The sequence below is a fragment of the Rickettsia montanensis str. OSU 85-930 genome (assembly GCF_000284175.1).
Lineage (GTDB): Bacteria > Pseudomonadota > Alphaproteobacteria > Rickettsiales > Rickettsiaceae > Rickettsia > Rickettsia rickettsii.
In genome coordinates this window covers 924,545-951,224 of sequence record NC_017043.1, presented here as the reverse complement: position 1 = coordinate 951,224, position 26,680 = coordinate 924,545, and the positions used below count along the sequence as shown (strand labels likewise).

Sequence of the window (26,680 nt, the reverse complement as noted above, 5' to 3'; positions counted from 1 at the left end):
TCTAATTCAAAGAAAACTTTAAATAAAGCTTTTAATTTAATAGATATTATTAAAATTATGAAAAAAAATTACCCACTATAATTTTTTTATTAACTTTTTGTGTTCAAGCTATGGGAAGTAATAATGAACAAATATATAACCCAAAAAACACTAAATTTCTAGAAGAAGCTGAAGCTCTAAAATGAGCAAAAGAGCGTACTGATAAAACAGAAAAGGCTTGCCAATCTATGCCTACTTATAAGGTAGTTAAGAAAGAAATAGAATCTGTTTGCTATGATCAAAGAAAAACTCCTTTTGGTGCTATACGTAAAGGTTACGTGTATAATTTTTGGATGGATTATAAAAACCTGCAAGGGTTATGGCGTAGGACATTGGTTGAGAATTACTCGAAAGATAAACCAAATTGGGAAGTTCTAATCGATTTTGATAAATTATCCAAAAAACTCGGTAAAAAAGTAATGTATCGAGGTAGGAGTGATTGTTTTTAAAACCCTAATCGTTTCTTAATTACCATGTCATTTGGCGGTAAGGATGAGATGTTTTTTAGAGAATGGGATTTAGAGAAAAAAGATTTTGTAAAAAATGGTTTTGAGCCAAAAACAAGTAGCGGAAAATTACTAGAAGGTAAATCTACTGTCCCTACTTGGGTTGATCAAGATACTATTATATTTAATCCAGTTTTGCATCAAGAGGAAGTGACTGACTCTTTATATCCTAGCTCGCTCTACATATGGAAGCGAGAGGAACCTATAGAGAAAGCCAAAAAACTATTTGAAATACCAAAGAATTATATACGTGTATCAGCCAGTAAGCTTTTATCCGATAATATTTCTTCATCTTTAATATTGATATCTGCAGATAAGGATTTTTATAATTACGATAATTATATTTTAGATACTAAAGATGAAAGCTTAAAATGACAAAAAATAAATATGCCATCAGATGCAACACCTGAAGGTTCTTTTAAAGAATATGTATTTTGGCTACTGCGTTCCGATTGGCAATTTAAAGATAGTAATATAAAGCAGGTTCACTTGTTGCCATACAATACGCTGATCTTCTAAAAGAAGATAGCGATAAAGCTAGCTTAAAAATATTATTTACCCCAACAGAGAGGGAAGTATTGTATTTTGTAGGAATGACTAAAGATACGGTATTTTTAACTAGCTATGAGAATGTTATTTCAAAAGTAGTAACATTTACATTAGAAAATAATGAATGGACAAAACCGGTAACTTTAAAACTGCCTTATGAAAATACAATTTGTGGTATGTTGTCTGATGATGAGGAAGAAGATGCATTAATTACTATAGAAAATTCTATAGTACCTCCAACTATCTATTTATGGGATAAAACTCATGAATTAAAAGTTATTAGAAAGCCTTTATATCCGTTTGATAGCAAAAATTATTTGTAGATCAAAAGGAAGCTACAAGCTCGGATGGAGTTAAAATACCATATTTTATTGTCTATAAAAAAGGTACAAAATTTGATGGTAAGAATCCAACATTACTTGAAGCATACGGCGGTTTTCAAGTAATCAACTCTCCATATTTCTCTCGCATGGAAAATGAAGTATGGGTTAAACATGGCGTGGTTAGTGTTCTTGCCAATATTAGAGGTGGCGGAGAGTTTGGTCCTAAGTGGCATAAGGCGGCTCAAGGAATAAAACGTCAAACCGGCTTGAATGATTTTATTGCAGTAGCAGAGGGTTTAATAAAGCAAAATATTACTAGCCCTGAGTATTTAGGAATTAAAGGAGGGAAGTAACGGCGGATTGCTAGTAAGTGTTGTAAACGCAGCGTCCTGATTTATTTGGAGCTATAACATGTAAATGCCGATACTTGATACGATATAAAGAATTCGGAGCAGGACATTCATGGGTTACAGAATATGGTGATCCAGCAAAAGTAGAAGATTTAGTACATATTAAAAAATATGCACCGCTAGAGAATTTATCTTTAACGCACAAATACCCAGCTATGTTAATTACAGATTCAGTATTAGAGCAGCGTGTACACCCATGGCATGGAAGAATTTTTGAGTATGTGCTTGAGAAAAACCCAAATACTAAAACTTACTTTCTAGAAAGTGTAGATAGTGGGCATGGTAGTGGTAGTGATTTAAAAGATAGTGCCAATTATTTGATCAATATTTATACATTTTTTGCAAATGCTTTGAAATTAAAAATTAATTAAATTTAATACTAGGTCAATATGTGTTACTTATTATACTACCGGATAGTTTAAAAAAAACCGTCGATGTCATTCCTGCGAAGATACATGGGTGTCAACTTAAGGAAAAGGCCACCCCGTGGCTTGACCACAGGGTCCATATAATTTTAGTATTTTTAACTGGATCCCGCGATCAAGTCGGCATTGTTGCATGGATCGGAAAACCTACTCGATGTCATTCCCGCGTAGGCGGGAATCCAGAAAAATAACTTCAATATTGCTACAAAAGTTACATACTTGATAAAATAACCATATAAAAACTTGTTTTTATATGCTTGACTGGATTTCCGCCTTCGCAAGGAATGACATAATGTAGATATAATATAAATTCAAGAAAACAATTTTCCAATTCCGCTACGTAATAGATTTTTAGGATTTATTTTACTGGCTTTTTTCATCATCTCGCTTATTTGTTTATATTGCTTTAGCAAAATATTTACCTTTTGTACCGTAGTTCCTGCTCCAGCAGCTATACGTTTCCTACGAGAAGCATTAATTATATCGGGATTTTTACGTTCTTTTGACGTCATAGATAAAATAATTGCTTCTTGATGTTCAATTATTTTACTATTTAATTTTGATTGATCTATTTGATCCATAATTTTACCACTACCCGGTAACATACTAAGTATACTTCCAAAACCTCCCATTTTTTTTATACTTCTCATTTGCTGAAGATAATCATTTAAATCAAACTTACCCTTTTTTAATTTAGCTGCCGTTTTTTCGGCTTCTTCTCTATCAACAATACTAGCTGCTTTTTCAACAAAAGAGATAATATCACCCATATCCAGTATTCGAGAAGCTAAACGTTCAGCATCGAATTCTTCTAAATCAGTTAGGTTTTCACCGCTACTTAAAAATTTAATCGGCTTTTTAGTAATATATTTTACACTGAGTGCTGCACCACCCTTGGAATCGCCGTCAATTCTAGATAAAATTAATCCTGAAATTTCTAACTTTTCATTAAAACTACTTGCCGTAACTACTGCATCCTGCCCTGTTATACTGTCGATTACTAACAAAGTTTCTGTAGGCTCCACTATCTTTTTTATTGCAAGCGCTTCCTCCATCATCGCTTTATCAATTTGTGTACGACCTGCCGTATCATAAATTACGACATCATAAGCAGAAATTTTAGCCTCAGCAATAGCTCTTTTGACAATATCGAGGGGTTTCTCACCTTGCACAATAGGTAATGAATTAATCTGTACTGAGTTTGCAAGTATAGCGAGTTGCTCTTGTGCGGCCGGTCTGTAAGTATCCAAAGAAACAAGTAAAACTTTCTTATTTTGATTTCTAAGCCGTAAAGCAAGCTTACTACTCGCCGTAGTTTTACCGCTCCCTTGCAGCCCTACCATTAGGAAATTCACGGGCGGCTTTGAATTTAAATTTAGCTTTGTCTCACTTTCACTTGAAGCTAAGAGATTTATCATCTCTTCATGGATAATTTTAATTATCATCTGTCCAGGTGAAACAGACTTAATAACCTCCTGCCCTAAAGCTTTCTGTTTAACTTCCGCTATAAAATCTTTTATCACCGGTAATGCAACATCTGACTCTAAAAGAGCCACTCTTATATCCCGCATAGCAGCATCTATTTGGGCTTCCGTCAAAATGCCTGAGCTAACTAGCTTATCAAAAATCTTCGTTAAATTTTGTGTTAAAGTTTTAAACATGCAAATAATTTAATTTATAAAATCCCTAAAACCTAATATATACTACGAGTAAATGAACAATAGTCAAAATAAAACATAAATTAAATTTATATTCTAGAGGGAAACCGCTTTCTATCTTGAATATCTATTAACTATTCTTTTTTAAAAAAGGAGTATATTTCTCTCAATATATTTTGTTGTTTTATGGATAACATAGAAAGGAACATAGTGATATCGTGTTAATTACTAGAAAACTCATTCACCACTAATATATAACTTGTTTTTAAGTCCAAATCATAATCAATGGTATTATATATTAACTTTTTTATGTCGGTAAATTTTTGCAGTAAATATGAAGGATGTCTATTTGATAGTTTATTAAAAATCTTATTTTCCAAATCTAGAAGTTCAATATTAACGTTGGCAGATTTTTTAAGGATTCTATTCATTAATAATAATAAATTATCAATAAAATCTAGCCATAATTCTCGGTCTTTAGTAGTAAAGCGATTAATAAAATCTAACGTTTTGTTATCTGCTATCGACTGAATAAACTCGGAATATAATTCGTTTTTAGTATGATGGATAGATGATCTAACATTAATTTTAAAACATCTTGATCTAATTGTAGAAATAATACTTGCAGCTCTTGAAGTAATTAAAAAAATGTAACTATTCTTTGGTGCATCTTCAAGAATTTTTAAGCATGAATTCGCTGCATTCAAATTCATAAGATCCGCCGAATAAATTATTGCAACTTTATAACCTGAAATTGCAGAAGTTTTACTTAAGAAGTCTTGTAATTTTCTTATTTGTTCAATAGAAATATTTTTAGCATTAGATGTAGCTGAAGTTTCCCTAGCGATGAAATGATAATCAGGATTGTTTTCAAGAGGAATGCTATTCTTAAAAAGCTTAATATATATAAACTCTTCTAAATCTTTTAAAGCTTGCTCTATATTTTCGGCTTCGATAAGCCAACTATTGTATAGCTTATTATGTTTTAAGTTAAACTCTAGGCGTTCAATTATCAATGGTTGTAATATCGTTATGAATTGTACTTAAGAAGCATTCTATATCATTCCGGCTTTTGCAGAGCATTGTTGCATGAGCCAGTTTTTCTAGTGTCACCCCGCAAGCTTGTAACGGGGTTCGGAAATTATTAGTACTGTAAATACGTTACTTCTTTTAATTACAAGCTTCTTTCATTTTTCTTCCGGCTCTAAAAGTAGGTTGATTGTAAGCATCTATTTTCATTTTTGCTCCGGTTTTTGGGTTACGACCCTCACGTGCTTTTCTATGATGTATTTCAAATGAACCGAAACCTGTTATATTAATATTATGGTTGCTCTTTATAGCACTAAGCACACTATCAAGAACTAAATTAAGTGCTTTCTCGGCCTCAGCTTTTGTTAATGTTTTATGTGAAGCATGTTTATGATTATGACCATGGTCGGTCATAAATGCTATAAATTCGGTTTTATTTATTTTTTTTGGTTCTTTTTTGTTATGTGTACTCATAATAAAATCAACTCTCCTTTGATAGGTTAATATGTATTGATGTTTTTTTATAAAACAATATATATAACTGGCAATAATATACATCAATATATTTTTTATGTGAGTTAATTATAACAAACTACCCACATACTACAAATGCCAGTTATTTACAAAGTTTAAAATATATACGTTATTATATTAATTTATAGAAAAATGTAGCCATTTTACATCAGTTATACTGTTAAAACTATCTTAATCAAGTAATTAAAGTGAAAATTTATCATTAAACCCCTAATTTATTGTCAGTAGTAAATTACAAAAACTAATTTTCTACTCTATAAAAAATTATATATACTTAATTTACATAAAAAGTGGAAACCGTCTTTCACCTTTTATATAGAATATTTCTAACCGAATAGCAGATTATGTAATAATTCGCTATTCACATTAATTTAAAATAAAATTTTTAAAGAAAAATATATTAAATCCAATGTTATTGTCTGAAATTTGTATTAAACGCCCTGTCTTTACTACAGTTTTGAATTTGGTTATTGTAGCTCTTGGAGCAATTGTTTTTACCAAACTACAAATTAGAGGCACTCCGGATATTTCAGTTCCCATTATAAATGTCGAAGCTCATTATGCAGGTGCCGATGCCTTATATATGGAGCAAGAAATAACGACACGTATAGAAAAAGCTTTAAAGACGGTTAAAAATTTAGATTATATAACTTCTCAAAGTTCTACCGGCAAAAGTAGTATTACTTTATCGTTTCTATTATCTACCGATATTGAAGTAGCACTAAACGACGTCCGCACCAAAATATCGGATATCATTTATATGTTCCCGCAAGATATGCAAGCCCCGTCAGTTGCAAAACTTGATGCCGATAGTTCCCCAAGCCTCTTCATAAGCGTTGAAAGTGATCAATATAGTGATTTAGAATTAACAAAGATCGTCGAAGATAATCTACAAACACCGTTAGATAAACTTGAAAGCGTAGGACAGTCACAAATTTACGGCGGTCGGGAATACATAATGAGAATAGAACCAGATTCTAAAAAATTATATCAACATAAAATTTCTTTATTGGAGATTGAATCCGCAATAAAAGAGCAAAATAAAGATTATCCCGCAGGTACGATTAAAACAAAAAGTAATAATTTTATAGTAACTCTTGAAGGTTCTTTATCTACACCGGAAGAATTCGGTAATATTATTCTAAAAGTACAAAACGGAGGTATCATAAAATTACGAGATATAGCAAAAATATCTTTAACTTCTCCCGATGAGGACATAATTTTTAGATATAACGGCAAAAGCTCTATTGCCCTTGGTCTTATAAAAGAATCAAAAGCTAACGTCATAGATTTATCACATGAAGTAACTAAAGCACTAGAAAGAATTAAAGAATCCATGCCCAAAGGAATAAGCATGGGTATCGCATATGATGGAGCAACGCCTGTAAAAGCATCAATTTACGCAGTATTTCAAACAATTTTTGAAGCTTTAATATTAGTAGTTTTAGTCACTTATTTATTTCTTGCTTCTGCTAAAATTACCTTAATTCCGTTTGTGACGATTCCGGTATCGTTGATCGGTACTTTTAGCGTAATGTATGCTTTTGGATTTTCTATTAATATATTTACACTCCTTGCTATGATACTTGCTATAGGTTTAGTGGTCGATGATGCGATAGTTATGCTTGAAAACATTTTTAGATATAATGAAATGGGGCATAAACCCATAGAGGCGGCTATGCTTGCTTCTAAAGAAATCGGCTTTGCAATCATTGCTATGACTATTACGCTTGCTGCCGTATTTTTACCCGTGGGTTTTATAGAGGGTTTTATCGGGAAATTATTTATTGAATTTGCTTGGACTTTAGCATTTTGTGTTTTGTTCTCAGGATTTGTTGCTTTAACTTTAACTCCTATGATGTCAAGTCGTATGGTTACAAAACATAATACGGACTTACCAAAATTCTTAGTAAGGTTTAACGACATTCTACAATTTATTCAAAATAAATATATTTACTATCTAAAGCTAACTTTTGACAATAAAAAGAAATTTGTCATCATTATTGCATCATCATTTATAGTGCTGATTATTAGTTTTAAATTTACTCAAAAAATTTTCGTACCCCAAGAAGATGATGGATTTTTACAAGTTTCTCTTAAAGGTCCTGAAGGTTCTAGTTTAGAATCTTCTACTAAAGTAGTGAAAGAAGCCGAAAAAATCCTTGCTAATTATAAAGATATATTAGGTTATCTGATGGTAATAGGTGTAGGCGGTAGCGATAATGTTTTTGGATTCATTCCTCTAAAAAATTGGGGTGAGCGTTCTCGTTCCCAAGAAACTATTAAGAATATGTTAAATAAGCAGTTTTCTGAAATACCGGGCATGTCGATTTGCGCTATGGATCCACGTTCAATGGTTAGCGGGAATGCAAGTCGCCCTATCGAGTTTACTATTCAAACGAACCTTGAATATGATGATCTAGATAAAATATCACAACAATTTATTGATATAATGAAAACAAATCCTATTTTCTTAAACGTCAATAGAAATTTACAATCGGCAATGCCGACTATAAGTATAGAAGTCAACCGTGATAAGGCTTATTTATACGGAATGGATTTGGCAAATATAGGCAAAACGATACAATATTTACTTGCAGGTCAACAAATCGGGGATTTTAGAATGAGTAATGATTTATATAACGTTATATTACAATTTAATCAAAAAGATCGAAAAGATATTAGCGATTTTAGTAAAATTTTAATCAGAGCAAAAAATAATAATATGTTACCGCTTGAATCGATAGCCAATATTACGGAAAAAATATCAGTAAAATCATATAGTCATTATAATAATTCAAAATCCGTTACTATTTCTTCCGATCTTGCTCCTGACGGAAAAATTGATGATGCAATTAATGAAATCAATAAAATAGCCGCTAAGTTACTTGATCCTAGTAATACTATAATTGAATATATCGGAGAAATTAAACAAATGAGAGAGGCAGACAGTAATATGCTTATAACATTTGTGTTTGCTCTTATATTTATCTATTTAGTGCTTGCAGCTCAATTTGAAAGCTTTACTGACCCTTTATTAATATTACTCGCCGTACCTTTCTCAATAACCGGCGGTGTACTTGCTCTCTGGCTTGCCGGTAATAGCCTTAATATGTATAGTAATATCGGACTTATTACTTTAATTGGATTAATTACTAAGAATTCTATTATGATAGTAGAATTTGCTAATCAGCTAAGAGAAAAAGGAGTAAAGGTTCAAGAAGCTATAATAGAATCCTCAAAACTTCGCTTGCGTCCAATTCTTATGACTACTCTTGCTGCCGTAGTCGGAGCTTTACCTCTAGTTTTTGCAGACGGGGCCGGTGCTGCTGCTCGTAATTCTATAGGCTTTGTAATAGTTGGAGGATTAAGCATCGGTACTATATTTACAATTTTTGTTATACCTGTAATATATCAAACTTTTAAGAAGGATTAATAAATTATAGAATTATAAAATTTAGTAGACATATAGCTCAAAATGAGAAATGATTATTTTACGTTAGTTTTGTTGCATGGCTCGAAAAACGCACACAATGTCATCCCAAGGCCTCGCCACGGGATCCAAAAATGTAACCCATAATATTAGTAATTTTAGTATTTTAACTGGACCCTGCTATCAAGTTGTGGGATGACAGAGGTATGAGCCACACAACAAGGTCTTTTACGTTTAACTAAAAGGAGCTTAAATATGTTAATAAATACTTCTAATAATCCGCTTATTACTACTGTACATTTATTATCTTCTATAGGTGCTATAAATTGGGGCTTAGTCGGATTATTTAATTTTAATTTAGTCACACTTTTATTTGGCTCATTTCCAATTATTGTTACAATACTTTATATAATTATAGGCTTTTGTGGTGTATATTCTTTCCTTTGTTTAGGTAAGCTATTTTGTAAACCCGGAATAGAAAAGGTGAAGTAACTCTACCTTTTCGTCATTGCGAGCAGCCGTAGGCTGCGTGGCAATCTCATGAAATCATAACAAACTCCTGAGATTGCGGCCGTACAATTGCTATGCAATTTCCTCGCAATGACGACCTAACAACCTCACTTGTGCTATAGCAGTTATTGCTGCTGTTTCAGCACGTAATGTATTACTTCCTAAACTTATAGATTTTGTATTCTTATATGAGGCAAGAAGTTCCAGCTCATCATTAGTAAAGCCTCCCTCCGGTCCTACAATAATAGTTATATCACTATTACTAAGTGATGATGAAATTCGTAATATAGAATTTTCTTCTTTTTCATGTTCATTAGCATATAACATCAAATTATTATTCTTTTTTAAATAATCTTGTATTGTGATAGCTTTTTCAATTATCGGGGGAGTAAGACGTTCTGATTGCTCTGTTGCCTCAATAACACATTTCGTTAAACGTTCGATATTTACCGATCTAAATTGACACCGCCTAGTAATTAACGGAATAATTTTAGTTATACCGAGTTGCGTAACCATATTTATCGCAAGCATTAATTTATCTTGCTTTATTATAGCAACAGCAAGAGTTAACGTAGATTCTGTATAAGGCTTTTTTAACTGTTCTTTAAGTCTAACCGATAGGTTATTTTTACCTATATCGTTAATTTGTGCTAGAAATTCTCCATCCGTACCGTTAAAGAGACGCAAGCCATCATTTACTTTAAGACGTAGCACCGTTTTAACATAATGAACATGATCACTTGCTAATTCTATCTTGCTATTTTCAGCTAAACGACTATTAATATAAATACGGTTATATTTCATATATTTAGTACTATGGACGATAAAAAAGATAATAGACATCTTTCCAAACCAGCTTATAGAGAGGAATTTACAGGAGACACGGAACGCAGCACCACAGCGTATATGGACATACTTGAGGATGCGAGCACCGGATCGACGTCTAAATTACCTCTAGAAGCGAAGTTTGGAAAGATGTCTCATAATATATCAGAAGAAGAAAATTTACCAAAAGAAAAAGAAATTGGCGGTGTTAAAGGTCTAGAACCGACAAGATACGGGGACTGGCAACATAAAGGTAAAGTCACAGATTTCTAATGCCTTGCCTTCAACACACTAAAATTTTACCCTATAAACCGCAAGAATTATTTGATTTGGTCTGGGATGTAAAATCTTATCCTAAATTCTTGCCTTGGTGTTCTGCTTCTAGAATTATTTCAGAAAATAATCAAGAGGTTATTGCTGAATTAGTAATTCAGTTAAAAGGCTTTTCAGAAAAATATAACTCACGAGTTACAAGTGAAATAACAGATGATGGAATATATTTGATTAATACGGTAGCTATTTCAGGACCTTTTGAATATTTAAAAAGTACTTGGCAATTTGTTCCATGCACGGCAGGAACTAAATTAAAATTCTTTATTGATTTTAAAATGAAATCCGTAATACTGGATAAATTAATCGGCACTTATTTTACCAAAGCAACCGAAAAAATGATTATAGCTTTTGAAAGGAGAGCTAAAGAGGTTATTAAATAAAAAAGAGCAAGGTTATAGATCTATAACCTTACTCTCTAGAAAGTTTTGTATTTAGTTACTAGGCAATATCAGATATATACCCTTCATCTCCCTCATCTCCTAAGATTTGAGTTTGATCATCATTAAGATTATTATAATCAAGGCTATAAAACTGCTCTTCTTGTTCTTCACTAGTACTGGAAGTATGATAATTAAATAATACTTCATAAGCTTCATTTATTTCAGCATATTTCTGTATTTCTTTTGAAAGTTCTACTCCTTTATTTTGCATAGCTTTTTCTTTACCATACCATAACTCACTTATCAAATTTGGCTTGTATTCTGCTAATTGCTTATTTTTGTAACTTTCTCTCTTTGCAACAGTTCCTAAACTTAAAGCTTTTTCAACATCTTCACTTGAATAGCCATTTTGTATTAGCTGCTGAATAATACAAGCATGTAAAGAAAGAATACTAGTATCTAGAACTAATTTATTTGTATATTGTCCTTTCACGCCAGATATTTTCTGATATAACGCACGATCTGTTGATTCCACTATTTCATAGCCACCATTATGTTTGTAACCAACGCCGTCTTCCGTTAAACTTAAGGTTGGTACGCGAGTTATTGCATTAGATATTATCTTACCATTTATTCCTTCAATATATTTACCAGTAAATTTATCTATACCGTTTTTATCTACAGCAGTACCGTATACAAAACTTCCTAACCCCGAAGTAGCCAAATACTCTTCAACTTTAGTTGCTTCATGAGCCTTAGTAAAAAGCTTTATTTGTTCATTACTATCCATAATGCCTTTTGCCCCATAACTAGTACCAAAAACAGCCCCTGTTATTAAAGGTATCTTGCTTAACCAACTACTAGATGAAAAAAAACTACTTATTCCTGCAAAAAAGCTTCCTGATGCTAATTTTGTATAAAAACTATAATCTGCTTTTGCTTTTTCTATTAAAGATAAGTAAGTAATCGGTTTATTACTTCCGAATAAATTACGTACTAATAATGTAAACATAGTCTATCTCCTATTTGTTTAAGTCACCATATTTCATGGTTGTTAAATATAACGCAAATGCACTGTATAACAAAAGTAATCAAATGTCAATCTTTATTTAATAATAGATTAATAAGTATTAATATTTGACTTGACATTTTTTAGAAAAACCATATTTTATGGTAAAATTGATCAAAAAGAGGTAGATATGTCTACGTACAAAAATTCTAAACATATTAGCACTAAAAAGCTTGCTTATATAGGGTTAGACCTCGCATATAAAACAGATGATTTAAATATTTATAAGCTAAAAGCATCAAAGGTCAATGAACAATTAACAGATAGCGGCTGGGAAATACTGACTGCTTCATGTGATAATATCAGCACTGCTAAATATGATTATAAAGCCGTCGCATTTATAAATAAAGAAACTAAAGAAGTTCATATTGCTAGTGCCGGCACAAAATTCAATATATATGATTTATTAGACGACTTGCTTATCGCTCTGCACTATTTACCTACTAAACTAACTCCACTTCAGGATTTTGTTAATGAAATAATTAATAAATTAGGCGGCTTAAGTAAAGCCACAGAATATAGTTTTAATACTAGCGGTCATTCACTTGGAGCAATAATTGCAGATTTAACCTTAGTAGAAATACATTCTCGCAACCTACATTTTAATAAATCTACAACTTTTGACAGTCCTGGCTCAAAACCGATAATTGAAAGAGGCATAGAAAAAAATTTATTTACCGGAAAAGTAACAACTCCAATAAAAGAGCTAGCTACCCATTCCAAGATATATAATGCAAAACATAATCTTATTAATATTACTAATAAGCATTTGGGAAAAACAACAATGGTACTTCCTGGTAAAAAAACAGAACTATCACAATCAGAAGAATGGGCATCATATTTATATAATTTTGCCAAACAAAAAGTTACAAAATATCTAGGAATTAATGGAATAGTCGAAGGCTTTGAAGAAATCATAGCCGGAATCAGTAAACATGGACTTGTTAATTTTTCTGATTTGAAACAGAATGTTACTTTAACCGTAGATGATTGGGAAGCAGCAACACAAAAATATGCTAAAAATACTCTAAATTTAAAAAATAATTTATATAATCAAATAGTTGAAACTGAAACCGGAGCTAATTTAGTTGAGATGTATAATAATTTTCAAAGCTGCAGTCAAGAATATGCTCAGGAAGTCAAAACAACAGGAGATATAAGTAATTATCATCTATATCCTCTAATATGTTAAATAAAAAAATAACATATATAATAAATTTGTAGGCAGAAATCACCTTTCATATTCATTATTTCTTATTTAGAGCAACTAAATAGATTTCCGTAGATTCACTGCGGCTGGATGAAGGTTTAAAATGTTTCACTGTTTTAAATTCAAGCTTTACTTTATTTAATAATTCATTTTCTGCACCGCCACGAAAAATTTTAGCAATAAAATGACCGGAGGGTTTTAGTACTTTTAAAGCAAATTCAAAAGCTTGCTCACATAAAAGTAAGGTTCTTATATGGTCTGTAGCTTTATGACCTATGGTATTTGATGCCATATCACTCATTACTATATCAGCTCTACCGTCTAAAGCCTGAATAATTAATTCTTCCGTCTCTGCTTCAAAAAAGTCTTTTTGAAAAAATTCAACTCCAGCAACAGGTTCGATTTCTAACACATCGATAGAGATTATTTTATTATTTAGGTCATTATCCGAAGCTTTAATAAGCTTGGAAGCTACTTGACTCCATCCCCCAGGAGCTGCTCCTAGATCAACAATTTTCATGTTAGGAGTAAAAAGTTTAAATTTTTCATGAATTTCAAGTAGTTTATATGCAGCTCTTGACCTAAAGCCGTCCATACGTGTTTTTGCAACATACGGATCGTTTAATTGGCGTCTAAGCCAATTACTAGAAGAGACGGTGCGTTTTTTAGAAGTCTTAACTCTAACGAATTTATTTCTATAACCGCTTAAATTATTTGTCATAAAATCTTTTATACTTATAAATAAATGAAGAATAAGTAGACGAAGTTTAATCTGGAAAAGAGCAAGGAATCCACAAGACGAGGAACGAAAGCTGTTAATAACACTTGAGTACCACAGTGCTTGTAGCCAATTTTTCAAATTAAACGAGTATGCTCTTTTGCTATTTTATCTAATACAGAATTAACAAAACCAATTTCATGCTCATTTAACATATCATTTGCTATGTCCGTATATTCGTTGATTACTACTTTAGCAGGCGTAGTAGGACAAAATAATAGCTCACATATACTAACACGCAATAAAGCTCGGAGTAAGATCGGCATATGTGCAGGACCTTTATCATTTGTTAAATGATTGTCGATAATTTCGTCTAGTTTATTAATATTTTCAAATACTGACTTTACCAGCATTTTAAAATGACTTATACTTAATGATATTTTTAAATTCTCAGGTAAATCTGTTATAGAATTATTATTTTGATAAAAAGAAAGTACATTTTGCATGATATCATCCATATCATCGTTATTTTGCAATATGTTTTGATAAATAGCTTGCACTGCTGCAATACGTGCAATCGACTTTTTATTAATTTTATTTGAACTCATAGAGAAAAGAAATTTAAAATTTAATTTTCGTCATTGCGAGTGTGATATGGCGTGATGTCATTCCCGCGAAAGCGGGAATCCAGTAATTAAAAAACATAAATACTATTAGTTTTTAAAACTAATACATTTGGATTACTTCATTTTTTTTCTGTGGATTCCCGCTTTCGCGGGAATGACATCGGAAACCAAGGAGCAACGTCCACTCACAACGACAAAATGATATCTATAACCTTGCAATGTATACCTTAAAATAATTTATTAGTAAACTTATAAAATTTTTATGCTCTCTATAATAGGATTTATTATAACAATTAGTATCTTGGTATTTATCCATGAATTTGGGCATTATTGTATTGCTAGATATTTTAATGTAAAAGTTGAGGAGTTCTCGATAGGTTTCGGTAAAGCACTAATAGGCATTACCGATAAAAAAGGAGTTAGGTGGAAGGTTTGCCTTATACCGCTTGGCGGTTATGTCAAGATTTACGGCTATAATCGCAGCCTTATGGATAAGACTAAAGAAGTTAACGAAAAAGTAGCTTTTGATGCTAAATCTTGTTTAGAACGTTTTTTAATAGTTGCAGCAGGTCCGTTAATTAATTATTTACTTGCCGTAATAATATTTGCAGGTTTTTATTGTTACTTTGGAAAAACAGAGATTCCTCCTATAATAGGTGATGTAGTAGCTTCATCACCGGCAGAGAGAGCAGACTTAAGAGCAGGAGATAAAATTGTTAAGGTTAACGATAAATCTGTTAAAGATTTCGGGGACGTGCAGAGAGAGATATTAATTAACGGTTTTAGCTCTTCTACTTTAACTATAGAAAGAAAAAGTGAGGAATTTATCGTTAATATAATACCTCAAGAAATAATTATATCACCTCCCGAAGAAAAGCAAGTTAAGAAAACTCTTCGCATCGGTATTATAGCTAAAAATGAACCTATTCATACTAAAATAGGAATTTTAGGAGGATTCTGGGAAGCTATTAATACTACTATAGATATGTCTGCTTTAACTCTAAACGCAATATCGCAAATGATTGTAGGAAAACGTTCACTCGATGAGATAGGAGGACCGGTAGCTATTGCTAAAGAGTCAAGCAAATCCATAGCTGGTGGAACCCAAATGTATCTGTTATTTATAGCAATGCTTTCCGTTAATTTAGGGTTACTTAACTTACTACCTATACCGGTGCTTGACGGCGGACATTTAGTATTTATATTATATGAAGCAATTACAGGTAAATTACCGAATCCTAAGACTAAAAATATTTTGTTACAATTAGGAGCAATAATCATAATTTTTCTTATTATAATTTCTGTTTCCAACGATATACAAAATTTGTTTTCCTAAATTATAGATTTGCTTGCTCTCGTTTATATTATCTACTATAGTGGAGTATATTAATTATGTTTGAATGCATTAGTTAGGAGAACTTTAGTATTATTCTTAGCTAAAAGCGGGAATCCAGTTCTTTGTCATACCGCGACTTGAACGCGGTATCTAATTTATTATTTTTACCGTGGTCAAGCCACGGGATGACATCGGGTTTAAACACAGAAATTTAAATTAAATCTTAAAGAAGGTTTTAGGTGACAATCAGATCAATTAGTAAGTTAACAATTTTATTATTAACGATTTTTTATTATCATATTTCATTAGCTGACTCTGTAATTCGTAAAATAACTATCGAAGGTAACCACAGGGTTGAGCGTTCTACTATTGAGAGCTATTTAAAGCTTAAGGTAGGAGAAACCTATAATAATTCTCAAGAAGATGAGGCAATAAAACGTTTATATGCCACCTCACTTTTTAGAAATATAAATATGCATATAACAAATGATGGTAATTTAATAGTTAACGTTACTGAAACGCCTTTTATAAGTAGTGTAGTATTTAGCGGTAATTCTAAAATCAAAACTAATATGCTCGCTAAAGAAATTTATACAATGTCGGGCGAATCTCTTAGCCAAGCTAAAATTGAATTAGATGTAAAGAAAATATTAGAAATTTATAAACGTAGCGGGCGTTTTGCTACTACGGTAACACCTAAAATCGAAAATTTAGAAAACAACAGAGTTAAGGTTATTTTTGATATAGCAGAAGGACCAAAAACCGGTATTAAATATATTTATTTTAGCGGTAATGAAAATTATAGTAATTCAGAACTTAAATCTATTGTTTTAACTAAAGAATCTCGTTGGTTTCGCTTTTTAGAAAGTAACGATACTTACGATCCTGATAGAGTGGAGTATGATAAAGAATTACTGAGAGAGTTTTATCAATCTGTAGGCTTTGCAGATTTTAGAGTAATTTCGGCATCAGCAGAACTCAATAATACTAAAGAATATTTCACCCTTACCTATTCCATTGAAGAGGGAGAAAAATATAGCTTCGGTAATATTACAATAGACAATAAACTAACTAATATAGATATAACACCGCTTAATAAAATTGTTAATATTAAGCAAGGCAAGGTTTTCAATATGAAAAAGGTTGATGGTATAGCTGAAAAAATCGGAGAATATTTTACAGCGAACGGTTACCCTGCAGTAAATGTTTATCCGGATATAATGAAAAATGCTAATCATACTGCAGATATTAAATTTATTATTGAAAAAGCCGATAAGGTTTATATTAATAAAATTAATATTATTAATAACCTTAAAACCGAAGGCCATGTTATAAGAAGAGAATTTAAAATAGAAGAAGGTGATATAATTAATCGTTCATATATTGAAAAAGGTGAGCGTAATCTTAGAAATTTAGATTATTTTGAGAAAGTAGCAATTAGCTTAGCTCCGACTAAAGCTAAAGATAAATATGATGTTAACGTTGAAGTTGATGAAAAATCTACTTCCTCTATAGGTTTTGATTTAGGATATAATACTGCCGGCGGTTTATTCGGACGTTTCTCTTTCTTAGAGCGTAATTTAGTCGGTACCGGGAAACTGCTTAATGCCGGTGTACAGGTAAGTAAAAACACTACAAGCTATTACGGTGGTATTACCGCACCGCACTTTTTAGATCGTGATTTATCACTTGGCGTAAACGCATTTAGAAACTATACCGGACGCGGTGCTAGTGTACTAAATACAACTGATCAAAGCTATAAGTTACACTCTATAGGAGCCAAAATTTCTCTTGGTTATGAAATTAAAGAGTATTTAGGTCACGAAATAGATTATTTAATCAAACGTGATATTTTAAGTGCCCCAACTCCATCAAGCTCAATATTCTTAAAGGAGCAAATGGGAAGATTCATTACTTCTGCTATAGGACATACTATTACTTATGATCAAACCGATAATAAAATTGTTCCAAAGAACGGTTACTTAGTAAGCGGCACACAAGAATTTGCCGGCGTTGGAGGTGATAACAAATATATAAAGCATGAGGTTGACGGTAAATATTATAAATCTTTCATACATAACAAGCTTACTTTAAAATTATCTGCTTCCGGAGGCGATATTGCAGGGCTTGGAGGAAAAATTATTAGAATTTCCGATCGCTTTAATTTAGGTGATTATAGTTTAAGAGGCTTTGCAAGCGGTGGTGTAGGACCTCGTGAAAAGGTCACTAACGAAGGACTTGGCGGTGAGCGATATTACACATTCTCAACAGAGCTTAATTTCCCAACACCTGTACCTGAGGAATTTAATTTAACCGGTGCAGTCTTTATGGATTTAGGAAGTGTTTGGGGAGTAGGCCTAAATAAGAAACAATATCAAACTCCAAACGGTTTTTATAACGATAAATCTCTTAGAGCTTCCGTTGGTTTCGGCTTTATTTGGGTAACACGTTTTGCACCGATCAGAATGGATTGGGGTTTCCCAATTAAGAAGAAAAAATATGACGATACGCAGCATTTCCATTTAAGATTTTCGACGCATTTATAAAGATGTTTCATTGTCACCCCGTGGCTTGACCACGGGGTCCAATTCAGGATGCTAATCTTTAGCATTTTAAAATTTTTTTATTGGATTGCCACGCTCCTTGTCAGTCGCTCGCAATGATGAAACATGTCTCGTAATAATCATATTTCAGCCGATGTAGCTCAGCTGGTAGAGCGGCGCATTCGTAATGCGTAGGTCTGGGGTTCAAATCCCCACATTGGCACCATTTTCTAAATAAAACCATAGCCCTATTTGTGATAGGTGTGGTAGAACCTGATATACTAATAATGTGTAGAAAAACGCATTCGTATCATACCGTGGCTTGACCACGATATCCAAAAAAATAACTTAAAATACTAATCATTTATTATCACCATCAATCCAAGTGCTCAAAAAGTCCAGCATCTAAAGAACCTAAAGCGGTTTTAAAAAATGCTTATAAAATAAGTAATGATACTGAAAGACTTATTGCTGTTGATATAAAAAATTACCAGTTTGTAATCTTTGATAATACAGGTGGTAATGCAGCTCATGTAAGGACATATAAAGAAATAGAGAGAGACGCTGTTTTAAAAAATAACCTAATCACAACAAAAACATGCACATAAGGTAATAAAAACTTTAATGAAACCTCGAAGCGGTATAAATTATTGGAATAACAAAATGAAATAAACAATATTTCTGATCCGAATATAAAAAACTGAAATAAATAATGACAGATAAATTATGGTATGAAAAAATAAATGAAGAAGATGCATATATCAGAAAAACACTTCAAGAATATATAGATTTATATTTCTTTGATTCTGTAGAATTTAAAGCAGTAGAAGATATAACCTTAGAAAATTTAGGTGAATTTTTAGAAGTAATGTTAAAACATTATCAACAATATCATTTTTATTTAGGCGAATTATATGATACTGGAGAAATATTAGAAGAATATTTCGATTATGTTTTTATGGATGATGAAAAATATATAAATTATCCTAAATATTCTAAAGAGGATAGACGTAACTTAGGTTGGTTATTGATAGTAAATTATATACAAATGTGTAATCCAAGACTATTTCCAGAAGATGTCCCGCATTTAATAGAATTTTTACACGCTAAAGATGGAGACGTGACAAATGCTCAAGAAAAGCTAAATACCTACCTTGCCCAATTTGATTTAATGAAAAGACAAGATGAAGATTACAGATGCTGGGAAGCAATCACGAAAGAACGTCAGCAAGCTATAGCAGAAAATAAACCTTTACCAATAAGACCTATGAGTATTGAACTATCAAAATGCTTGAAAGATTGAAGTTGGAAACTTTTTTAAGACCATCATAGAGCTAGCGAAAGCATTGGGAGTACAGCTGGCGAAGATGATAGCGATAGAGAAAGTAACGGAACTTGCAGTAAATGCTGTAAATAACAACGCACTATCTGGTTTAGGGCAAAAGATAGAGAATAAAATAGCGAGGAGCGTTACTCCGGCTTTAAACTCTAATAACGGGATATTGCTAAGTGCTTACAGTCGTTTAGAGCAGGACGGTAACAAGAGAACATGACGCCATTCGTGATCCCCTGAGCCATAATAGGCAAGATTGCAGCAACTGCGGTAATGCACTTTATTAACCGCAAGGTCACCTTAGTATTTTAAACTGGATCTCGCTACAAATGAGCTAGGATGACAGGGTGGAATTAATCCATGCAACAACACCAATGCTAAACGGAAATGACAATAAGGTCTTTTTAAGAGCGGTGTAAAACAAAACTACCTTTTTTAGGTAATTCCATTATATTTTGTAAAGAATTATAAGTTTTTGCTAAAAAATAACATATACTTAGCTTTACATAAAAAGTGAAAGCCAATTGTCACCTTTTATATTCAACTTCTTAAACCGAATAGCAGATTAGGTAATAATTCGCTATTCGTGTTAATTAACTATTATCTTTTTTCTTGGAGGAATATAGATTGTTTCATCTTCAGCATGCGAAATCTTTTCTAAAAGTCCGATAAAACGGTCTTTATTAGGTACTAGCTTTACTATCGCCCACCCCTCTTCTATTGATTGCTTTATGCGTTCTATATCAGATTTATGCTCTGAAAAAGATATAACTTTTTGTGCTGGGTTTTGCATATTGATAAATCAATTATAGTTAATAAGTATTAAAATGTTATAGTAAATATTTTTAATAAATCAATCACATATTTATTATTTGCTAAATATAAATAAAATGATTACCATATATTATTATTATGTCTTGTCTACTTATATCCTAATAAATAGTTTAATTAAAAATTAAAAGTTGTACAATATTATTTTAAACATATATGTCACTTATTAACTTTATTTAATTTAAACTGTATAATTTAATTATGTCAAATGATAATTTACAACCGCCTGCTCTTTCTAAAAAGCAATTATTTGCTTTTTTTGGTATGGTTGTCGGCATGTTTATGTCGGTACTTGATATTCAAATTGTCACTAGCTCATTATCCGTAATAGCTGCCGGTCTTGCCGCTTCAAGCGATGAACTTTCTTGGGTTCAAACATCGTACTTAATAGCTGAAGTTATCATTATTCCTATTACCGGCTTTTTAGCAAGGTTACTTGCTACTAGAATTTCTTATTTTATTGCAGCTTTAGGGTTTACGGTTATGAGCGTATTATGTTCGCTTGCAACTAATATTGAATCCATGATTATCTTTAGAGCATTACAAGGCTTTTTTGGCGGTGCTATGATACCGACGGTCTTTAGTACCGTTTTTATACTTTTTCCTGCATCGCAACGTCCTATCGTTACCATCTTAATTGGACTTGTCGTAACTGTTGCCCCTACTTTAGGACCTACACTCGGTGGATATATTACGGAGATTTTATCATGGCATTTTATGTTTTTATTAAACGTCATACCTGGTATTTTCGTATGCACGGTAGTTTTTTTATATGGGGATTTTGATAAACCAAATTATAAATTACTGAAAAATTTTGATTTTCTCGGTGTATTATTAATGGCTTTAACGCTCGGCTTATTACAGTATGTGTTAGAAGAAGGAAACAAAAAAGGTTGGCTTGAGGATAATTTAATATTATTCTTAAGTATTGCAGTAGTTTTAGGTTTTATTTTATTAATCATTAGAGAACTAACCTTTATTAATCCAATTTTAGACTTAAAAACATTTCTTTATAAAGACTTTACTTTTGGTTGCCTTTATTCGTTCGTTATGGGTATCGGATTATACGGGGCAGTATATATATTACCACTATTTCTCTTTACTATTGCCGGATATGATACATTACAAATCGGGGCTACTATGATGGTGACGGGCGGAGCACAATTTTTATCTGCACCACTCGCCGGTAGAATGTTAGGGCTAGGGGTAGATTTACGCCTGATGCTTATTATAGGGCTTGGAGGCTTTGCTCTTGGATGTCATTTGAATAGTTTTCTAACTCCTGATTCTAAATTTGCTGCATTTGTGCTTCCTCAATTTGTTAGAGGGCTTTCATTAATGTTTTGTTTTATACCGACTAATAATATAGCTCTTGGCAATATACCGAAAGAAAGAGTAGGCAACGCTAGCGGGCTTTATAATCTTACTCGTAATTTAGGAGGGGCGGTAGGGCTTGCAATAATCAGTACTATACTTACTAATGATACTAAAACCTTTATGCAATATTTATCGGAAAATATCTCGTCTACTTCTATAATGGCATTAGAACAACTAGATTCTTATACTGAATTATTAAGCGGAAAAGTTTTGAATCCCGAAAAAGCATCATATTTGTTATTAGCAAACAAATTAAATCATGATGCTTTTGTAATTGCAATAAATAATATATTTAATATGATAGGGCTGTTATTTGTATTTATAATGCTACTAATACCTTTTACTTCAAATATCAAATTAACCGAAAATGTTAATGCTCACTAAAATTAAATTTATATTATATTTTCCTTGGTTATTATTAGAAATATGGAAATCGGCTTTCGCGGTTATTAAAATAATTTGGCAAAGAAAGATAGGAATAGAGCCGGTTTTTGAATGGGTTGACGCAGAAGGGCTAGAAGAAATAGGCGAAATGATGTATGGTAATTCGATTACTCTAACTCCAGGTACAGTAACACTTGATATAAATAATAATATGTTATTAGTGCATGCACTCAATAAATCATCGATTACCGACCTACAAAGAGGTATAATGATTAAAAAAATTAAGCAGATATTAAAAACAACTTAAAGCAGAAAATGATATCAGATATAAACGCTCTAAAGTATAAAAAAGTTTTACTTAAAGTGTCAGGGGAAGCTTTAATGGGAGATAAGCAATTTGGGCATGAATATGACGTAATAAAAAAGATTGCCGGCGATATTAAAGAAGTTATCGATTTAGGAGTAGAAGTCACTATTGTAGTCGGCGGTGGAAATATTTACCGCGGGATTAATGCAGCACCTGTCGGTATGGACCGAGCTTCAGCGGATTATATAGGTATGCTTGCAACGGTGATTAATGCTTTAACTTTACAAAATGTTATGGAAAGCCTCAATATCTATACAAGAGTTCTATCGGCTATTCCTATGATGAGCGTGTGCGAGCCTTATATTCGCCGCAAAGCTAAAAGACATATGGAAAAAAAGCGTGTAGTAATTTTTGCCGGCGGTACAGGTAACCCGTTTTGTACAACCGATAGTGCCGCAGTACTTCGTGCAATCGAAATGAATTGCGATATTTTATTGAAAGCAACTCAGGTTGACGGTGTATATGATTCCGACCCTAAAAAAAATCCGGATGCTAAAAAATATTTCACTATTAGCTATAAAGATGTTATAACTAATAACCTGCAAGTCATGGATACGGCAGCTATTGCAGTTGCAAGAGAAAATAAATTACCTATAAGGGTATTTTCGATAAAAGAACAGGGAAATTTTGCTAGGGTAATACAAGATAAAGGGGAATATACGACAATTGAGGAATAATATATTGTAGTGTGAATTGTTGTATGATTTTTATGTCATTCCCGCATAGGTGTTGTTGCGTAGAGACCAAATCGTCATTGCGAGCAGCCGTAGGCTGCGTGGCAATCTAGAAAAAATAATAAAAAATTCTGTAAATCAGAATTTTTTACTAGATTGCTTCGTCAAAACTTATAGTTTTTCCTTGCAATGACGGAAAAACCAATCTACGCGGGAATGACATCGGGGGCATTTCCTAATACACATAACAATGTCTCAATTCGTGTACTAATAATAATATATGGATAAATAAAGATGGATAAAGAGAATTTAAAGAAAAACTTACAAGAAAAAATGGAGAAAGCTCTAAAAGTTTTAGATCATGAACTTAAAGGGCTACGTACCGGTAGAGCTTCAGTTAATTTACTTGATAGTGTAACCGTGGAAGCTTACGGGAGTAAAATGCCGCTTTCACAAGTTGCTTCTCTATCCACCCCTGATGCACGAACAATTAACGTGCAGGTTTGGGATAAATCTATGGTATCATCGGTAGAGAAAGGAATTACGATAGCAAATCTCGGCTTAACTCCTGCAACAGACGGTCAATTAATCAGACTGCCGATACCGGCTTTAACTGAAGAAAGACGTAAAGAATTGGTAAAACTTGCTCATAAATACGGTGAAGATACTAAAATTTCATTACGTAATATTAGAAGAGACGGCAATGAAGAACTTAAAAAGCTAGAAAAGGATAACGTTATTGCAAAAGATGAGCATCATAGCTTATCTGAACAAGTACAAAAGCTAACCGATGATTATAGTAGTAAAGTTGACTCGGTAATAAAACAAAAAGAACAAGAAATAATGACTGTTTGATTTTCTATGTCATGCCTGCTTTAGATTTGTTGCGTGGATCAATGCCTTACGAGGAGCGAAGCGACGTGGCAATCCAGAAAAATCGATCCATGCAACAATGCCAAGCGAGAATGACATAAATTGAATCTATACTAACAAAATAAAATGACAAAATTAGTTAGAGATTTAATTCCAGAAATTATCTTAAAATCAGGCAGGATACCAGTTACTCATATTGCTGAATCATATGAGTATAAAGAATTATTAAAAAATAAACTACTAGACGCAGTAGAGGAATTTTTACAAGATGAGTATATGGAGAAGTTGCCGATATATTAGAAGTACTTGAAACAATCTGTAATATTAGTGGCTATAAACTAAAAGATATATTAAAAAACAAAAAAAGAAAGTTAATGGTGGTTTTGATAATAAGATAATTTTAGAAAAAATAACTAATTAGCTTTTTTGCCTTAATAAAATAAAGGAGTCATGCAATAAAATCGGCTATAAAACCTTGTATCACAGGCTGTATCCAGGATCTAGCTCACAAGTCGCAGGATGACAGAAATACCGTTACACACAGGTAAGCCTTCACGGGAATAACATCAGACTATAACACTCAAAATAATAAAACTATGATAACAAAAGAAGAAGCACAGAAAATAGCAAAATTAGCTAGATTAAAATTTGAAGAAGATACTGTAGAAAAATTTTCTACTCAGCTTAGTACTATTATGGATATGATCGATATTTTAAATGAAATAGATTGCAAAGATATAGAGCCTTTAACTTCGGTTTCTAATATGAATGCTAGAATGCGAGAGGACGCCGTTACAAGTTCTGATTTATCAAGTGAGTTATTTGATAATGTAAGTGGAAATAGTGCTCAGCTAGCTAAAGAAGTAAAATATTTTATCACTCCAAAGGTTGTTGAATAATTATGACGGAACTAAACAAACTAACAGTAGCAGATAGTATAAAAGGTCTAAAAAATAAAGATTTTACAAGTACGGAATTAATAGGTGCACATATTAAACAAATAGAGAAGCATAGAAACCTAAATGCTTATGTTACCGAAACTTTTGACTTAGCTTTAAAACAGGCTGAAGCAGCCGATCAAAATTATGCTCAAAATAACGCAAGAACCCTTGAGGGTATCCCGTTTGCCGCTAAAGATCTTTTCTGCACGAAAGGCATTAGAACTACGGCATGTTCTAATATACTGAAAAATTTTATACCTAATTATGAATCAAGTGTTACACAAAATATTTTTGATAAGGGCGGTGTGATGCTCGGCAAAACCAATATGGATGAGTTTGCTATGGGTTCAACAAATATCACTAGTTGTTTTGGAAATGTAATTAGCCCTTGGAAAGCAAATGATGATAATGCTGATTTAGTTCCAGGCGGTTCTTCAGGCGGTTCAGCTGCAGCAGTTAGCGGATTTATGGCATCTGCTGCTCTTGGTAGCGATACGGGCGGCTCGGTACGTCAACCTGCAAGCTTTACAGGTTTAGTCGGTTTTAAACCGACATATGGTCGTTGCTCAAGATACGGAATGATATCGTTTGCTAGCTCCCTTGATCAAGCAGGAATATTTACTAGAAGCGTTTTAGACAGTAGCATTATGCTTGAAGTGATGATGGGGTTTGACGAAAAAGATTCTACTTCGATTAAAGCAGAAGTTCCAGAGCTACAATCCGCTATCGGAAGTTCTATGAAAAATATGAAGATAGGCATACCTCTTAGCCTTGGTGAGGGCAGTATTATTGAACCTGATATTATGAAAATGTGGCATGATACCATAGAACTACTTAAAAACGCCGGTGCTGAAATAGTTGATATTACTTTGCCACATGCTAAATACGGCGTTGCTGTTTATTACGTAATAGCACCGGCTGAAGCTTCTTCAAATTTATCTAGATATGACGGCGTTAGATACGGTCTTCGAGTAGAACGTGAAAATATGACGCTTGACGCAATGTATGAAATGACTAGATCAGCCGGATTTGGGGAGGAAGTAAAACGTCGTATTATGATTGGAACATATGTGCTATCATCTAGTGGTATGGATGCATATTATCTAAAAGCTCAAAAAGTACGTCGTTTAGTTGCAAACGATTTTAATAATGCTTTTGCAAAAGTTGATGCAATTTTATTACCGGCTGCCCCGACCGCAGCTTTTAAGATTGGTGAAAAACAAAATGATCCGACTATTATGTATTTAAACGATTTGTTTACTATTCCTGCAAGTTTAGCCGGTTTACCTTGTGCATCGGTTCCTGCCGGATTATCGGCACGCGGTTTACCTCTTGGGATGCAGATTATAGGTAAACAATTAGACGAATATAATGTTTTGAAAGTAGCATCGACAATTGAGTCAGGTGTAAAACATATTAAATTTGAACCAAAGGGTTTTTAATT

General features: G+C 32.6%; 24 protein-coding genes, 1 tRNA gene and 1 pseudogene. 18 read left to right on the top strand and 8 right to left on the bottom strand.

Translation table 11 applies throughout. The features are described 5' to 3' along the window. Positions 1–110: 110 nt before the first annotated feature. Positions 111–2,198 (top strand): annotated as a pseudogene (locus MCI_RS10335) (prolyl oligopeptidase family serine peptidase). Positions 2,199–2,563: 365 nt separating this feature from the next. Here the strand turns inward: MCI_RS10335 and ffh are convergent. From ffh to MCI_RS05110, 3 genes are all read right to left on the bottom strand, one after another. Continuing rightward, complete coding sequence (gene ffh / locus MCI_RS05120; RefSeq protein ID WP_014409945.1) at positions 2,564–3,913, bottom strand: signal recognition particle protein; 1,350 nt, start codon at positions 3,911–3,913, stop codon at positions 2,564–2,566. A 218-nt stretch (positions 3,914–4,131) separates the two neighbouring features. Next, complete coding sequence (locus MCI_RS05115) at positions 4,132–4,926, bottom strand: DNA polymerase III subunit delta' (protein WP_014409944.1); 795 nt, start codon at positions 4,924–4,926, stop codon at positions 4,132–4,134. A gap of 154 nt (positions 4,927–5,080) precedes the next feature. Further along, positions 5,081–5,413 (bottom strand): HU family DNA-binding protein, encoded by a 333-nt coding sequence (locus MCI_RS05110; RefSeq protein WP_014409943.1) that lies wholly within the window; start codon positions 5,411–5,413, stop codon positions 5,081–5,083. 469 nt (positions 5,414–5,882) lie between these two features. Here MCI_RS05110 and MCI_RS05105 point away from each other — a divergent pair, with 469 nt between their 5' ends. Together MCI_RS05105 and MCI_RS05100 are read left to right on the top strand one after the other, a co-directional pair. After that, entirely contained in the window at positions 5,883–8,909 is a 3,027-nt protein-coding gene (locus tag MCI_RS05105; RefSeq protein ID WP_014409942.1) for an efflux RND transporter permease subunit, read from the top strand. Positions 8,910–9,161: 252 nt separating this feature from the next. Continuing rightward, a complete protein-coding gene (locus tag MCI_RS05100) occupies positions 9,162–9,398 on the top strand; it encodes a DUF378 domain-containing protein (protein ID WP_012736993.1) in 237 nt (78 codons plus the stop codon). A 90-nt stretch (positions 9,399–9,488) separates the two neighbouring features. On the opposite strand, the gene MCI_RS05095 is transcribed toward MCI_RS05100, so the two are convergent. Beyond that, the gene (locus MCI_RS05095) at positions 9,489–10,220 is read right to left on the bottom strand and encodes a 16S rRNA (uracil(1498)-N(3))-methyltransferase (RefSeq protein ID WP_014409941.1); all 732 of its coding nucleotides are present in this window, start codon (positions 10,218–10,220) and stop codon (positions 9,489–9,491) included. A gap of 12 nt (positions 10,221–10,232) precedes the next feature. Here MCI_RS05095 and MCI_RS05090 point away from each other — a divergent pair, with 12 nt between their 5' ends. Together MCI_RS05090 and MCI_RS05085 are read left to right on the top strand one after the other, a co-directional pair. Beyond that, positions 10,233–10,514 carry a DUF1674 domain-containing protein gene (locus tag MCI_RS05090; RefSeq protein ID WP_014409940.1) on the top strand — a complete coding sequence of 94 codons (282 nt, stop codon included), beginning with the start codon at positions 10,233–10,235 and terminating at the stop codon, positions 10,512–10,514. Then, positions 10,514–10,954 (top strand): type II toxin-antitoxin system RatA family toxin, encoded by a 441-nt coding sequence (locus MCI_RS05085; protein WP_014409939.1) that lies wholly within the window; start codon positions 10,514–10,516, stop codon positions 10,952–10,954. Before MCI_RS05090 ends, MCI_RS05085 begins: the two co-directional genes overlap by 1 nt. Positions 10,955–11,012: 58 nt before the next feature. Here the strand turns inward: MCI_RS05085 and MCI_RS05080 are convergent, their stop codons facing one another. Beyond that, positions 11,013–11,966, bottom strand: a complete 954-nt coding sequence (locus MCI_RS05080; protein ID WP_014409938.1) for a hypothetical protein — start codon at positions 11,964–11,966, stop codon at positions 11,013–11,015. Between the two features lie 187 nt (positions 11,967–12,153). Here MCI_RS05080 and MCI_RS05075 point away from each other — a divergent pair, with 187 nt between their 5' ends. Next, a complete protein-coding gene (locus MCI_RS05075) occupies positions 12,154–13,215 on the top strand; it encodes a hypothetical protein (RefSeq protein WP_014409937.1) in 1,062 nt (353 codons plus the stop codon). A gap of 55 nt (positions 13,216–13,270) precedes the next feature. Here MCI_RS05075 and MCI_RS05070 read toward each other — a convergent pair whose 3' ends face one another. Then, positions 13,271–13,954 carry an RlmE family RNA methyltransferase gene (locus tag MCI_RS05070; protein ID WP_014409936.1) on the bottom strand — a complete coding sequence of 228 codons (684 nt, stop codon included), beginning with the start codon at positions 13,952–13,954 and terminating at the stop codon, positions 13,271–13,273. A gap of 134 nt (positions 13,955–14,088) precedes the next feature. Further along, positions 14,089–14,559 carry a transcription antitermination factor NusB gene (gene nusB, locus MCI_RS05065; RefSeq protein WP_014409935.1) on the bottom strand — a complete coding sequence of 157 codons (471 nt, stop codon included), beginning with the start codon at positions 14,557–14,559 and terminating at the stop codon, positions 14,089–14,091. Positions 14,560–14,839: 280 nt separating this feature from the next. Here nusB and rseP point away from each other — a divergent pair, with 280 nt between their 5' ends. From rseP to MCI_RS05040, 5 genes are all read left to right on the top strand, one after another. Beyond that, positions 14,840–15,913, top strand: coding sequence for an RIP metalloprotease RseP (gene rseP, locus MCI_RS05060; RefSeq protein WP_014409934.1), 1,074 nt, complete (start codon positions 14,840–14,842; stop codon positions 15,911–15,913). Between the two features lie 239 nt (positions 15,914–16,152). After that, positions 16,153–18,459, top strand: coding sequence for an outer membrane protein assembly factor BamA (gene bamA, locus MCI_RS05055; RefSeq protein WP_014409933.1), 2,307 nt, complete (start codon positions 16,153–16,155; stop codon positions 18,457–18,459). Between the two features lie 147 nt (positions 18,460–18,606). Then, positions 18,607–18,682, top strand: a tRNA-Thr gene (locus MCI_RS05050). A gap of 486 nt (positions 18,683–19,168) precedes the next feature. Next, positions 19,169–19,759, top strand: coding sequence for a hypothetical protein (locus MCI_RS05045; RefSeq protein WP_014409932.1), 591 nt, complete (start codon positions 19,169–19,171; stop codon positions 19,757–19,759). Between the two features lie 64 nt (positions 19,760–19,823). Then, positions 19,824–20,009 carry a hypothetical protein gene (locus MCI_RS05040; protein ID WP_014409931.1) on the top strand — a complete coding sequence of 62 codons (186 nt, stop codon included), beginning with the start codon at positions 19,824–19,826 and terminating at the stop codon, positions 20,007–20,009. A gap of 369 nt (positions 20,010–20,378) precedes the next feature. On the opposite strand, the gene MCI_RS05035 is transcribed toward MCI_RS05040, so the two are convergent. Further along, complete coding sequence (locus MCI_RS05035) at positions 20,379–20,582, bottom strand: DUF2674 domain-containing protein (protein WP_014409930.1); 204 nt, start codon at positions 20,580–20,582, stop codon at positions 20,379–20,381. Between the two features lie 239 nt (positions 20,583–20,821). Here MCI_RS05035 and MCI_RS05030 point away from each other — a divergent pair, with 239 nt between their 5' ends. From MCI_RS05030 to gatA, 7 genes are all read left to right on the top strand, one after another. Beyond that, positions 20,822–22,381, top strand: coding sequence for a DHA2 family efflux MFS transporter permease subunit (locus MCI_RS05030; protein WP_014409929.1), 1,560 nt, complete (start codon positions 20,822–20,824; stop codon positions 22,379–22,381). Then, a complete protein-coding gene (locus MCI_RS05025; RefSeq protein ID WP_014409928.1) occupies positions 22,365–22,688 on the top strand; it encodes a monovalent cation/H+ antiporter subunit E in 324 nt (107 codons plus the stop codon). The genes MCI_RS05030 and MCI_RS05025 overlap by 17 nt, the downstream gene beginning before the upstream one ends. An 8-nt stretch (positions 22,689–22,696) precedes the next feature. After that, positions 22,697–23,425 (top strand): UMP kinase, encoded by a 729-nt coding sequence (gene pyrH, locus MCI_RS05020; protein ID WP_014409927.1) that lies wholly within the window; start codon positions 22,697–22,699, stop codon positions 23,423–23,425. A 291-nt stretch (positions 23,426–23,716) separates the two neighbouring features. Further along, positions 23,717–24,277 carry a ribosome recycling factor gene (gene frr / locus MCI_RS05015; RefSeq protein ID WP_014409926.1) on the top strand — a complete coding sequence of 187 codons (561 nt, stop codon included), beginning with the start codon at positions 23,717–23,719 and terminating at the stop codon, positions 24,275–24,277. A 144-nt stretch (positions 24,278–24,421) separates the two neighbouring features. Further along, a complete protein-coding gene (locus MCI_RS09080) occupies positions 24,422–24,595 on the top strand; it encodes a hypothetical protein (protein WP_014409925.1) in 174 nt (57 codons plus the stop codon). Between the two features lie 296 nt (positions 24,596–24,891). Next, positions 24,892–25,194, top strand: coding sequence for an Asp-tRNA(Asn)/Glu-tRNA(Gln) amidotransferase subunit GatC (gatC, locus tag MCI_RS05010; protein ID WP_014365274.1), 303 nt, complete (start codon positions 24,892–24,894; stop codon positions 25,192–25,194). Between the two features lie 2 nt (positions 25,195–25,196). Continuing rightward, entirely contained in the window at positions 25,197–26,678 is a 1,482-nt protein-coding gene (gene gatA, locus MCI_RS05005) for an Asp-tRNA(Asn)/Glu-tRNA(Gln) amidotransferase subunit GatA (RefSeq protein WP_014409924.1), read from the top strand. The last annotated feature ends 2 nt before the right edge of the window (positions 26,679–26,680 follow it).

What these genes read in the sequence shown, in the direction of transcription:
- MCI_RS05040 (WP_014409931.1), top strand. Translation starts at nt 19,824, where the DNA reads ATGATAGCGATAGAGAAAGTAACGGAACTTGCAGTAAATGCTGTAAAT.
- MCI_RS05105 (WP_014409942.1), top strand. Translation starts at nt 5,883, where the DNA reads ATGTTATTGTCTGAAATTTGTATTAAACGCCCTGTCTTTACTACAGTT.
- pyrH (WP_014409927.1), top strand. Translation starts at nt 22,697, where the DNA reads ATGATATCAGATATAAACGCTCTAAAGTATAAAAAAGTTTTACTTAAA.
- MCI_RS05110 (WP_014409943.1), bottom strand. Translation starts at nt 5,413, where the DNA reads ATGAGTACACATAACAAAAAAGAACCAAAAAAAATAAATAAAACCGAA.
- MCI_RS05070 (WP_014409936.1), bottom strand. Translation starts at nt 13,954, where the DNA reads ATGACAAATAATTTAAGCGGTTATAGAAATAAATTCGTTAGAGTTAAG.
- MCI_RS05090 (WP_014409940.1), top strand. Translation starts at nt 10,233, where the DNA reads ATGGACGATAAAAAAGATAATAGACATCTTTCCAAACCAGCTTATAGA.
- gatC (WP_014365274.1), top strand. Translation starts at nt 24,892, where the DNA reads ATGATAACAAAAGAAGAAGCACAGAAAATAGCAAAATTAGCTAGATTA.
- rseP (WP_014409934.1), top strand. Translation starts at nt 14,840, where the DNA reads ATGCTCTCTATAATAGGATTTATTATAACAATTAGTATCTTGGTATTT.
- MCI_RS05035 (WP_014409930.1), bottom strand. Translation starts at nt 20,582, where the DNA reads ATGCAAAACCCAGCACAAAAAGTTATATCTTTTTCAGAGCATAAATCT.
- MCI_RS05025 (WP_014409928.1), top strand. Translation starts at nt 22,365, where the DNA reads ATGTTAATGCTCACTAAAATTAAATTTATATTATATTTTCCTTGGTTA.
- MCI_RS05100 (WP_012736993.1), top strand. Translation starts at nt 9,162, where the DNA reads ATGTTAATAAATACTTCTAATAATCCGCTTATTACTACTGTACATTTA.
- MCI_RS05080 (WP_014409938.1), bottom strand. Translation starts at nt 11,966, where the DNA reads ATGTTTACATTATTAGTACGTAATTTATTCGGAAGTAATAAACCGATT.
- MCI_RS05045 (WP_014409932.1), top strand. Translation starts at nt 19,169, where the DNA reads ATGACAGATAAATTATGGTATGAAAAAATAAATGAAGAAGATGCATAT.
- MCI_RS05085 (WP_014409939.1), top strand. Translation starts at nt 10,514, where the DNA reads ATGCCTTGCCTTCAACACACTAAAATTTTACCCTATAAACCGCAAGAA.
- MCI_RS09080 (WP_014409925.1), top strand. Translation starts at nt 24,422, where the DNA reads ATGACAAAATTAGTTAGAGATTTAATTCCAGAAATTATCTTAAAATCA.
- gatA (WP_014409924.1), top strand. Translation starts at nt 25,197, where the DNA reads ATGACGGAACTAAACAAACTAACAGTAGCAGATAGTATAAAAGGTCTA.
- nusB (WP_014409935.1), bottom strand. Translation starts at nt 14,559, where the DNA reads ATGAGTTCAAATAAAATTAATAAAAAGTCGATTGCACGTATTGCAGCA.
- ffh (WP_014409945.1), bottom strand. Translation starts at nt 3,913, where the DNA reads ATGTTTAAAACTTTAACACAAAATTTAACGAAGATTTTTGATAAGCTA.
- frr (WP_014409926.1), top strand. Translation starts at nt 23,717, where the DNA reads ATGGATAAAGAGAATTTAAAGAAAAACTTACAAGAAAAAATGGAGAAA.
- MCI_RS05075 (WP_014409937.1), top strand. Translation starts at nt 12,154, where the DNA reads ATGTCTACGTACAAAAATTCTAAACATATTAGCACTAAAAAGCTTGCT.
- MCI_RS05030 (WP_014409929.1), top strand. Translation starts at nt 20,822, where the DNA reads ATGTCAAATGATAATTTACAACCGCCTGCTCTTTCTAAAAAGCAATTA.
- MCI_RS05095 (WP_014409941.1), bottom strand. Translation starts at nt 10,220, where the DNA reads ATGAAATATAACCGTATTTATATTAATAGTCGTTTAGCTGAAAATAGC.